At 68.1% G+C, this 9,568-nt stretch carries 15 protein-coding genes and 1 pseudogene; 4 read left to right on the plus strand and 12 right to left on the minus strand.

Going from position 1 to position 9,568, the window contains the following annotated elements:
* Nucleotides 1–141 precede the first annotated feature (141 nt).
* Nucleotides 142–1,191, plus strand: a complete 1,050-nt coding sequence (locus tag GA0070215_RS25265; protein ID WP_091050609.1) for a cation diffusion facilitator family transporter — start codon at nucleotides 142–144, stop codon at nucleotides 1,189–1,191.
* Nucleotides 1,192–1,294: 103 nt separating this feature from the next.
* Here GA0070215_RS25265 and GA0070215_RS25270 read toward each other — a convergent pair whose 3' ends face one another.
* The 5 genes and pseudogenes from GA0070215_RS25270 to GA0070215_RS25290 all read right to left on the minus strand — a co-directional run bounded on the left by GA0070215_RS25270 (nucleotide 1,295) and on the right by GA0070215_RS25290 (nucleotide 4,710).
* Complete coding sequence (locus GA0070215_RS25270) at nucleotides 1,295–1,657, minus strand: antibiotic biosynthesis monooxygenase (protein ID WP_091050669.1); 363 nt, start codon at nucleotides 1,655–1,657, stop codon at nucleotides 1,295–1,297.
* A gap of 63 nt (nucleotides 1,658–1,720) precedes the next feature.
* The gene (locus tag GA0070215_RS25275) at nucleotides 1,721–2,164 is read right to left on the minus strand and encodes a YunG family protein (protein WP_244167143.1); all 444 of its coding nucleotides are present in this window, start codon (nucleotides 2,162–2,164) and stop codon (nucleotides 1,721–1,723) included.
* A 146-nt stretch (nucleotides 2,165–2,310) separates the two neighbouring features.
* The gene (locus GA0070215_RS25280) at nucleotides 2,311–2,874 is read right to left on the minus strand and encodes a sugar O-acetyltransferase (RefSeq protein ID WP_091050613.1); all 564 of its coding nucleotides are present in this window, start codon (nucleotides 2,872–2,874) and stop codon (nucleotides 2,311–2,313) included.
* 163 nt (nucleotides 2,875–3,037) lie between these two features.
* Nucleotides 3,038–3,678 (minus strand): annotated as a pseudogene (locus tag GA0070215_RS25285) (DUF7003 family protein).
* A 315-nt stretch (nucleotides 3,679–3,993) separates the two neighbouring features.
* The gene (locus tag GA0070215_RS25290; protein ID WP_091050675.1) at nucleotides 3,994–4,710 is read right to left on the minus strand and encodes a DinB family protein; all 717 of its coding nucleotides are present in this window, start codon (nucleotides 4,708–4,710) and stop codon (nucleotides 3,994–3,996) included.
* A gap of 237 nt (nucleotides 4,711–4,947) precedes the next feature.
* On the opposite strand from GA0070215_RS25290, the gene GA0070215_RS29910 reads away from it, so the two are divergent.
* Nucleotides 4,948–5,391, plus strand: coding sequence for a DUF4279 domain-containing protein (locus GA0070215_RS29910; protein ID WP_167361569.1), 444 nt, complete (start codon nucleotides 4,948–4,950; stop codon nucleotides 5,389–5,391).
* Here the strand turns inward: GA0070215_RS29910 and GA0070215_RS25300 are convergent.
* Together GA0070215_RS25300 and GA0070215_RS25305 are read right to left on the minus strand one after the other, a co-directional pair.
* A complete protein-coding gene (locus GA0070215_RS25300) occupies nucleotides 5,274–5,936 on the minus strand; it encodes a GNAT family N-acetyltransferase (protein WP_091050620.1) in 663 nt (220 codons plus the stop codon). The genes GA0070215_RS29910 and GA0070215_RS25300 overlap by 118 nt on opposite strands.
* Complete coding sequence (locus tag GA0070215_RS25305; protein WP_091050623.1) at nucleotides 5,933–6,559, minus strand: VOC family protein; 627 nt, start codon at nucleotides 6,557–6,559, stop codon at nucleotides 5,933–5,935. The genes GA0070215_RS25300 and GA0070215_RS25305 overlap by 4 nt, the downstream gene beginning before the upstream one ends.
* A gap of 62 nt (nucleotides 6,560–6,621) precedes the next feature.
* Here GA0070215_RS25305 and GA0070215_RS25310 point away from each other — a divergent pair, with 62 nt between their 5' ends.
* A complete protein-coding gene (locus tag GA0070215_RS25310) occupies nucleotides 6,622–7,206 on the plus strand; it encodes a GIY-YIG nuclease family protein (protein WP_091050628.1) in 585 nt (194 codons plus the stop codon).
* Nucleotides 7,207–7,208: 2 nt separating this feature from the next.
* Here GA0070215_RS25310 and pyrE read toward each other — a convergent pair whose 3' ends face one another.
* The 5 genes from pyrE to GA0070215_RS28185 are packed head-to-tail and all read right to left on the minus strand — an operon-like array spanning nucleotide 7,209 to nucleotide 8,511.
* Nucleotides 7,209–7,733: an orotate phosphoribosyltransferase gene (pyrE, locus tag GA0070215_RS25315; RefSeq protein ID WP_091050632.1), complete on the minus strand. Its 525-nt coding sequence runs from the start codon at nucleotides 7,731–7,733 to the stop codon at nucleotides 7,209–7,211.
* A 19-nt stretch (nucleotides 7,734–7,752) separates the two neighbouring features.
* The gene (locus tag GA0070215_RS28555; RefSeq protein WP_167361570.1) at nucleotides 7,753–7,926 is read right to left on the minus strand and encodes a hypothetical protein; all 174 of its coding nucleotides are present in this window, start codon (nucleotides 7,924–7,926) and stop codon (nucleotides 7,753–7,755) included.
* A complete protein-coding gene (locus GA0070215_RS25325; protein ID WP_026268310.1) occupies nucleotides 7,923–8,141 on the minus strand; it encodes a hypothetical protein in 219 nt (72 codons plus the stop codon). Before GA0070215_RS25325 ends, GA0070215_RS28555 begins: the two co-directional genes overlap by 4 nt.
* Nucleotides 8,138–8,317 (minus strand): hypothetical protein, encoded by a 180-nt coding sequence (locus GA0070215_RS25330; protein ID WP_091050637.1) that lies wholly within the window; start codon nucleotides 8,315–8,317, stop codon nucleotides 8,138–8,140. The genes GA0070215_RS25325 and GA0070215_RS25330 overlap by 4 nt, the downstream gene beginning before the upstream one ends.
* Nucleotides 8,314–8,511: a hypothetical protein gene (locus GA0070215_RS28185; RefSeq protein WP_141708247.1), complete on the minus strand. Its 198-nt coding sequence runs from the start codon at nucleotides 8,509–8,511 to the stop codon at nucleotides 8,314–8,316. Before GA0070215_RS28185 ends, GA0070215_RS25330 begins: the two co-directional genes overlap by 4 nt.
* 204 nt (nucleotides 8,512–8,715) lie before the next feature.
* On the opposite strand from GA0070215_RS28185, the gene GA0070215_RS25335 reads away from it, so the two are divergent.
* Entirely contained in the window at nucleotides 8,716–9,264 is a 549-nt protein-coding gene (locus GA0070215_RS25335; protein WP_091050641.1) for a GntR family transcriptional regulator, read from the plus strand.
* The last annotated feature ends 304 nt before the right edge of the window (nucleotides 9,265–9,568 follow it).

A 9,568-nucleotide genomic window follows, 5' to 3' on the forward strand; every position in this document is an offset into this window, starting at 1 on the left:
TAGCGGCAGCGATCTGCTGCGCGCCAGGTAGGTGTTGTTGCAGGTCACTGGCATCTGCAACGTTGTCGCGTGCGTACATGAGCACATATTGTCGCCACCGTCGCGGAAGGACTTCTGCATGACCGCGTGATCGGGGGAGTGATGACCGAGCACCACGACCACCCGGCCGACCACGGCCATCGCCACGACGGCCTTCTCGCCGCCTGGTGGCACCGGCTGACACACGCCGTCGTCCCGCACTCCCACGACTCCCGGGCGAAGACCGACCCGGCGCTGGAGTCTTCCCGTGACGGGCTGCGCGCGCTGTGGATCTCACTGGTCGGGCTCGGGATCACCGCGCTCGCCCAAGCTGTCATCGTGGTGCTGTCCGGCTCGGTCGCCCTGCTCGGCGACACCCTGCACAACGTCGCCGACGCCCTGACCGCCGTACCGCTCGGGATCGCCTTCCTCCTCGGCCGCCGTGCCGCCACCCGCGCCTACACCTACGGATACGGCCGGGCCGAAGACCTCGCCGGGATCGTCATCGTCGTGGTCATCGCCGGGTCAGCGGTCGCCGCCGCCTGGACCGCAGTGGACCGGCTGCTACGCCCCGCAGAGGTGACCCATCTGCCCTGGGTCGCCGCCGCCGGTCTCGTCGGGTTCATCGGCAACGAACTGGTCGCCCGCTACCGTATCCGCGTCGGACGCCGCATCGGCTCCGCCGCCCTGGTCGCCGACGGCCTGCACGCCCGTACCGACGGCTACACCTCCCTCGCAGTCCTCGCCGCCGCCGGTGGCGCCGCACTCGGCTGGCGCTGGGCGGACCCGGTCATCGGCCTGGTCATCGCCGTCGCCATCGCCGTCGTCCTCAAGGACGCCGCCCGGGAGGTCTACCGCCGACTGATGGACGCCGTCGACCCCGAACTGGTCGATCAGGCCGAAACCGCCCTGCGGGCTGTCGACGGCGTCCAGGACGTGGCTGCGGTACGACTCCGATGGGTCGGCCACCGGCTGCACGCCGAAGCCGAACTCGTCGTGGACGCCGGTCTCACCCTCGTCGACGCGCACCAGATCGCCGCCGACGCCGAACACCAGCTCACCCACGCCGTACCCCGGCTGACCACCGCCACCGTCCACACCGACCCGGACAGCCACCCAGGCGGACACCACCACCTCAACCTGTCCCACCAGCGCCGCCAGCTCTCAGGTTGATCTTCCTCTTGAATCCAGACCGGTACGAACGCCGACACCAAGCTCATCGCGCTCAGCCTCGCATCCCGTCCGTGCCGAGCAGACGCGGCGTGACCCCGTCCGGTCAGACGTCGAGACGCTGTGGCCCGGGGCCGACCTCGCGGGCGACGGTGTACGTGGGAACGCCGGTCATGCGCGCTTCGGCCTTGCCGGACAGCCCCGCCAGGGCCTGAGCGATGGCGGCCATCCGGCCTTCGGTGTCCGAGGTCTCCACGAAATTGCGGTAGTCCGCCTCGCTGGCCCAACGCACGACGGTGTACACCCGGGTGCCGTCGGTGCTCAGGTAGAAGCGAGCCGACTGGTAGCCAGGATAGAAGCGCACCCAGCGCTCCTGGATCTCTGCGAAGGCCGCTACGAACTCCCGTTGGGTGTCGGGGCCGTCAACCGTGTAGTCGATGATCGAGTTGAAGCTGACATCGGCGCTCACGTACGCACTCCTCATCATGCAGGGCAGGCTGCCGCCATCCTGCAACCTCAACCGACGTTGAGATCAAGAGTGGGATCCATTCAATGACCTGCCGCCGTAGAGGGCGACGAAGACCCGGTCCCGCAGGATCTCGTACTGCCGGCGGCACCGTACCGGTGGGCCCGGCGGCCGTTGCTGAACCTGACCGCCGACAACGACTTCCGGTGGCTGGAACTGGTCAGCCGTCAGGTCCACCTCACGACCGTCGGCCAGCCGGTTCCAGTAGTGGTGGCCGACCTTGGCGTCTCCGGCGAAGACCTCGCCGAGGATCAGCTCTCCCCCGAGCAGGTCTTGGATGATCAATGCGGTCACCCCGCACTGACCACGGGCTGCGTTGCCGACGTGCCAATTCTCCAGGTCATGCGGGTCGCAGGTGTCCGCTCCCCAACCGGCGCGCAGCACCGGCCGCAGGATCTCCAGGTCGATCGCGAGAGGGACTGCTCGTTTGTCGTGCTCCTCAAACGTCACCCGGGAAGGGTCGGCCCTCGACCGGGTCGAGAGTCAAGAGACCCCCGCCAAGCTCGCCTGCCGAGGGGCGGACTCCGATGAAGACCGTCCACATCTCCTGTCCCACACATCCGGATCTGCCGATGTGCGTGGGTGAGCCGCAGGTTTCAGGTTGCAGTAGACGCTGGCTTCAGACGCTTGCGCTCGACAACGCTTGTTGCTGTCACCACACTCAGCGGCGGCACGTCCTTCGCGACAACGGCGCCCGCGCCGACGACTGAGCCGCGACCGATCGTCACTCCAGGGGTGATCGTGGCTGCGGCGCCAATCCACACATCATCCTCGACGACGATGGGCGCGTGCGTGATGGAGTCGTACCGTTCGTCGAGTTCGACGGGGTGTCCGGCCGTGCTCAGAGTCACTCGGGGACCGATCAGAACGCGGTCACCTACGGTGATGCCCCCGTAGTCGAGGAAGAAGCATCCCTGGTTGATGAACACGCGCTCTCCGAACGATGCTCCAAGCCCGTAGTCGCAATAGAACGGGGGCAGGATGGACAGCGAGTCAGGGATGGGTTTCCCGAAGATCTCGGTGAGCACCATCCTGCGCGCGTCGAGGTCGTCAAACGGCAGCACGTTGAGGCGCGAGGTCAGGTCCATGACGAGCTGTACGCGCTCCGCGAAGGCTCGGGACTCGGGCGTCCGTGTTCGTAAGCGTTGCTCGTTGCGCATGGGGCGATCTTGGCACGGTGCGTCAGAGACTGGGGCACGACCCACCGGCAGGGAGTGCGTCACGCCACCGGTTCCACCGCAGTAAGGCAGGGCGGGATCATGAGCGCAGACGGTACAGGTCATAGCTCTTCTGCTACGAGGTGAGCGGCTTGGGCCGGCCCGGCTACAGGCTTCCCGAGTCCGGCCAGTTGGACCAGTGGGTGTTGGGCGGAAGGCTCGGCGCATATCGCCCGAGGTCGCCGGGTGTGAGGACATCGGCAATCTGGCGGAAGGTCTCAGACTCGCTGGGTCGTAGCCCGCCGGCCAGGTCGGGGTGGTTCCACTGGTCCAGCCGGAGCACCTCGGGTATGTCGACCCGGATTCGGCGCCGCAGTTCTTCCTCGTCGGCCAGGAGAAGCTCGCGATGGCGTGGAACGAGCCGGCGCAGCACGTCGACCAGGTCCTCGCCCGGCTCGGCCGCAAGGGCGACCGTCTGGCCACGAACCATTACCGGTCCTCCCCGGTAGGTCTCGGGCTCGTCGGGGTCTTCTATCTCGTCCCAGTTGTCGACTCGGTCGAGAAAGTCCCCGTTGCCATAGCCAGGTTCGCCGCTGGTTAGGCAGTTGCCGAACACGTGGAGCACGTCGGTGAGGTTGCCGGCCGTGGCGAATAGCCGACCGCCTCGACGATGAGGGCCCACTGCTCAGCGTCACGATACCCGTGTAGCCGAACGTCAACAGCGTAGTTGTAGCCGTGGCCCAGGTCCGGAAACAGGAACTCCTCGGCTGCGGCGTCGAACTGTTCGAGGACCTCGACCGAGTGCATAGCCGAGCAGTGTAACCAGGCGCGCCCGTGACCCGAGAGGCCCGCACATGCCACTGGGCGTAACGACTCTTCCGCCGCCTAGTGGGTGCGCCGGAAACAGAAGCTTCCGTCACTCTCCGTAAACGTCTGGTGTATGTATCGGCTCGATCCCCGTGCACGCACGTGCCGATGAGCGTGCGTTCCAGTCCCGACAGATCTCGCCGATCCTCAAACTCCAGAAGTGCCGCGTCCAGCTCCGGGGTCAGCAGCTCGGCAGCGCGTAGACAATCAGCGATACCCGCATGGGCAAGAGGCCGAATCGACGGCCGGCCCTACTCAGCGGTCCTGTGCCGAAATCAGGTCGAGGTCGCGGACGCAGAAGCCGTGGTGCTCGAAGGTCTCGTTGAGCACCGTGCGGAGGCACTGCCGCACCGAGCGGCCCCGGGCGTACGGCGGCCAGACATCGTCGTCGGGCACCGGCGCTCGCGCGGTTAACTGTACAGCGGTGACCTTGTCGAGCCAGGCCTCCAGCTCAGCGGCCTGTGCGGCACGCACGCTCACTATCTCGTCCAGGGCCGGGTCGGACGAGAGGTCAAGCCCGTGCGCTCCGGCGTAGGGCTCGACGCTCGGCCCGATGCCCATCGGAGTGAACAGCTGTGTCGAGCCCAGGCAGCAGCGGCGGAACCACGAGTCGTGGACGAAGACCAGGTGGCGCAAGGTCTGCACCGCTGACCACTCGTCGTTCACGCTGCGGCGCTCGATGCCGGGCGTCTGGCGGATCCGCTCGATCGTGGCGGCCCAGCCGGTATGGAGCTGACGTGCTGCCTCGCGCAGGTCGGCAGGGTCCTCGGAGCGGATCAGCGCCCGTACCGGATGACGCCGGTCGAGCTCTGCTTCGACGTACTGCGTGACTTCGACACCGTTCACCACGAGGTTGGTGACCAACCCGTCGATCACGACATCCTGCATGACGACACCGATCAGGCGTGCCCCGGTCAGATCACACTCGCGGAACTCAGCACCGTGCAGATCCTCGTCGACATATCGCGTCATGCCCCACACAGTAGGGCCGCGCACCGACAAGTCAGCCTCGGCTCGGCTGCACTCCGTGATCTCCCGACCAACTGCACGGCGGCCAATGGCGAGCCAGGACGCATCGTGACGCACACCCGAGGCGGCCGGATGCACGCTCATGCCGCGGAGCGCTCGTTACCCAAGTGCCGTTCGTCGGCGTCCGGATGTGCCGAATTGAGTGCACCCCTACGGGTCCGAACGCATAGGTTGGCGCACATGGTGGACGCGCCGCGGAAGGTTCAGCAGTACTGCTACTTCTGGCTCCGCAGCGAGGCGGTGACAGCCGAACAGATCACGGAATGTCTCGGGCTTGAACCGGATCGAACCGCCGCCATGGGAAGCCGTCGCACATCGCCGAGGCTGGTCCCGGCAGCTCATCGGTGGGAGATCCGCTGTGAGACACACGGACGAATCGACGAACAGGCGTCCACCGTGCTTGCACGTATCGCGCCGGCAGCTGATCGGGTGCGAGCCCTTGTCGACGGCGGCGACGTCGACGCAGGTCTGATGATGGTCCGCTGGTTCGACGACCCAGACGGCGGCTACAACGCGATGGGCTGGCGGCTGAGCTGTGAGCAGATCCAACTGCTCGCACGGATGGGCGCAAGCGTCGAATCGGATGAGTACGCAGGAGACTTCACAGCCCATTCGAGCCGATGACCGTCCTCATCTGCCGCGAGTTGCTTGCCGTGGCCGGCCATGCCTCCTGGATCTTGGAGGGTGGGATCGAAGGTGAGGTTGAGTAGTTCCAGGCCGGTGACGGGCTGGAAGCCGATCTCGTTGTAGAGCGCCAGGGCGGGGATGTTGCCGGTCTCGGTCTGGAGTGAGACGCGATGCGCGCCGGCGGCACGGGCGTTGCGGATGACGTGCTGGAGCAGGGCCTTCGCGATACCGCTACGGCGACGGTGCGGGGCCACGTAGAGGTCGCGGACCGACCATGAGGTGCCCAGCATGAGCGATGCCGGCATGATCGTGACCGTGATGAAGCCGCAGACGAAATCAGCTCGGATGGCGGCAGCCGCGGAGATCCGGTGTTGTGCGATCTGGTCGTGCAGCCAGGAGCGGGTGATCTCCGGGGTCGACGGTTGGCCGTAGTGTGCCCGGTAGTCGTCGAAGAGAGCGGCTACCTGATCGAACGCCGGGTGGGCGGGGCCTGTCGACACGATCGATTGCGGCCGTGTGCCCTCCGAGTGGGCCGCCGTCATCGGCCGAGCCAGGTGGCGACGCACGCCTCGTTGCCCTCGGCGTCGGCCAGGACCCACCACTTCGGTGCGTGCGCATCGGAGACCAGCCGGCCGCCGGCAGCCAACGCGGCGGCGATTCGGACCTCGGCCTGATCATGTGGGACGGCGACATCAAGGTGCATGCGGTTGCGTTGTGGACGCGGAGCATCCATCGGCTGCACCCCGAAGCCCGGACCCCGGCGCGCCGGGTCGGCCAGATAGTCGTCGTCGATCTGGCGGTAACCCAGCAGGGCCCGCCAGAACGGCAGCACGTCCGCGCCGACCAGGGCGTCGAGTGTGACGTTGACGAGCTGCACGGCGGTCGGATCGGCGGGGATGCCCAGGTCCCTGGCGGCAGCCGAGATCCGCCGGGCCAGCGTGACGTCGCGCGACGACAGGGACACCGTGACGCCGGCATGACGCAGATCGACGTTGACGTACTGCTGCTCCGCGCCACCGGCGAGCCGGCCGATCTCATCGACGAACGCTATACCCTCGGCCAGCGAGCCGGTGCGGAAATACGCCGAGACCACGTGGTAGAGGCAGCGCCAGTCCTCGACACCGTCGGCCGCGTGGAACTGCCCGGCCGTGATGCGCACCATCATGCCGGCGAACCTAGCATCGGCTGCGCGACGGGGCGCGCCGTGGCGCTCGCGCTCACCCTAGGATGGTCCCGGTGACCTTCCCCGAACGGCGGCCCGCCGACGTCCCGACCGACGAAGAACGGGTCGACGCGGCCCTGCGGTTGCTCACCGGCGTGCCGGCCGCACTCGATGTCGCCGTCAAGCGGCTCGCCCGCGGCAGCGGCGTCTACGCCTGGTGGGCCGCTCCCTCGGTCCTCCCCGATCTCCCCGGACCACCGAACGACAGCGACCCGTCGCGGCGGATGCTCTATCTCGGCCGGGCGACCAGCCTGCGCGGCCGGATCCTGCGCAACCACCTGCGGCGTTCGGGCAGCTCGACGCTGCGCCGCACGTTGGCCGGTCTCCTCGTGTCCGAGGGCTACCGGACGACCTGGACCGACCGCGTCGTCCTGATTCCCGCAGACGAGACACGGCTGACCGCCTCGATGCACGAAAACCTGCGCCTGACCTGGGCCGAGGACGCCGAGCCGGCGAACATCGAGGCCGAACTCGTCCGGCGCCTGCACCCGCCGCTCAACGTCCACGGCGTCGACCCCGAGCACATCCAGGCGGCAGTGGTCGCCGCCAAGAACGCGTACAACCTCAGCAGCGGACCGGCGCAGCCCTAGCCTCACGCCGTCAGTGCGGCTTCCAGATCACGACGGGTGAGGGCGGCGCGGAGCTGCAGCCCCTCGGCGGCCAGGTTCTCCCGGCCGCCCTGCTCGCGGTCGATCGCGCAGACCACCGTCTCGACCTGGGCACCGACGGACCGGAGTTGTCCGCACGAGGCCAGGAGCGCGCCTCCGGTGGTCACCACGTCCTCGATCATGACGACCCGCAGACCGCTCACCGGCCCGCCCTCGGCCACCTTCGCGGTGCCGTACTCCTTCGCCTGCTTCCGCACGAAGACCGTCGGCAGCCCGGTCAGCTGCGACATCACCGTGGCGATCGGGATGCCACCCATCTCCATCCCCGCCAGCACGTCGCACTCCGGCAGCAGAGCGACCATCGCCTCGGCGACCTCGCGCAGCAGCTCCGGCTTCCCCTCGAACAGGTACTTGTCGAAGTACTCGTCGCTGACCTGCCCGGATCGAAGATGGAACCGGCCGGTGAGATGGCAGGTGTCGTAGACGCGGCGCGCGAGCGGGTGGGTCACCGGCCCAGTTTCGCACCCGTCACACGATCCGGCGGATGCGTACCCTCGGAGGCTCGTTGCGGAGGTGACCCAGCTTGTGCTGGCGGACCTGCTCCTCCCACACCTCCTGGTCGTACTCCGGGTCCGGCGCCGTCCACCGGTGCGACCCGTCGCTGTAGTGGAACTTCTCGTCGCCGGCCCGCAGCACGCTCACCGCACCCACCCCAGGAACCGCCTGTGCAACGTCCCCGCCGGCGCCCAGCTCAGATCCGCCGTCGCCCGTACCAGCTGCGCCCCCAGGTACACCGCCAGCGACACCGGCGCACCCTCGTACTCCGCGAGCAGCTCCCGCCGCCGCGTCGCGCACGGCCACGGCGCACCGCATCCGCCGCACGTCCAGACCGGCAGCACCGGCCCGTGGGTGCTCACCCGCGCACCCCCAGGAAGCGGGCGACGCTCGCGCGCGCCTGCCGGCTGGTCGCCCACGCGACCTGCCAGCAGGGGTACGGAGTCAGCCGCGCCCACCACAGCCGGCAACCCACGCACATCCCGTCCAGACCCCGTACGTGCACCGCCAGGATCGCCGCTTCTCCCTCGGCAGTCATGCCGGCTCCTTCGGGCCGTTGCTCGCGATCGGCTCTTCGTGACGGTGCGCGTCTCGCAACCGAGCCGCCTGATCAAGCAGCCGTCGCTGCGCCTCCGCCTGCTCACGTTGCTGGATGGCCTGCCCGGCTCCCCGCTCCCGCGACACCGTCCGACGCCGCAACCGTTTGAGCAGTTCAGTGATGCTCGCCGCCATCGCGTCTCCATCGTCAGCCTGCCAATGACGTGTCGGGGCTCCCCGTTACCGCGCGGCGTGGTTGCTGACCGGAGCCGAACGGTAACGGGTCGCCAGCCACAGAACCTAGTGCACTAGGTTTGCAGTCGGCAAGGGAGGCACGCGAACTTGGCACACCAGGTTGTCTGTGGTCGACTGGGCGGGCTGACCGGAGGTACCGCCGACATGCCGAACACGCCTGCCTACCTGACGATCGCCGCCGACCTACGTGCAGCGATCCTGTCCGGAGAACTCTCCGCTGGAGCGAAGTTGCCGTCCGAGTCCGGCCTGATGCGCCAGTACGACGTGAGCCGGACCGTCGCCAAGTGGGCCATCGCCGTCCTGAAGGGCGAGGGCATTGTGGAGGGTCGAGCCGGATCCGGCGTGTACGTCCGAGACACCACCCGGCTGGTTCGTCATGCCCGGGGCCGCGACGTTCGCTCCGGCGACGGCCCGACTTCCCCGTTCGCGCGCGACGCAGCCGGCGCCGGGCAGCAGGGCACCTGGGAGCACGACAGCCGCCACGAACGGGCCGATGAGCGGATTGCCGCGCGGCTCGGCATCGAGCCGGAAGCGCCGGTGATGCGAACGTCCTACCGTTTCCTCGCCGACGGCGAACCGATACAGCTCTCCGTGTCGTACGAGCCGCTTGCCCTCACCAAGGGCACTCCGATCGAGTGGCCCGAGGACAGCGACGTGAAGGGCGTCGTCGCTCGTATGGACAATGCCACGTAGCCTAAGTTGATCTTGGCGGTGGCTGGACCCGGTAGATGTGGATGGTCGGTGGCCGGTCGTGGCGGATGCTGGCCGGTTCGTCGGGTTTCTTGACCCGGTACTGGTTGTGGCGGGCTCGTTTGACCGCTCGGGGGCAGGTGCGTTCCCTGCGTTCGGGAATCAGGAGATCGGCGATCCGGGTCAGGTGGACCGGTAGCTGGTCAGTCCAGTCCTGAGGGGGGAATGTCCGCCGTACCGGTGGCGGTGCGGCGGATCAGGCGCAGGACCCTGGTGAACGAGACCCGGTCGGGGTCGATGTCGGCGG

This window comes from Micromonospora marina, assembly GCF_900091565.1.
In the GTDB taxonomy this organism is placed as follows: Bacteria; Actinomycetota; Actinomycetes; order Mycobacteriales; family Micromonosporaceae; genus Micromonospora; species Micromonospora marina.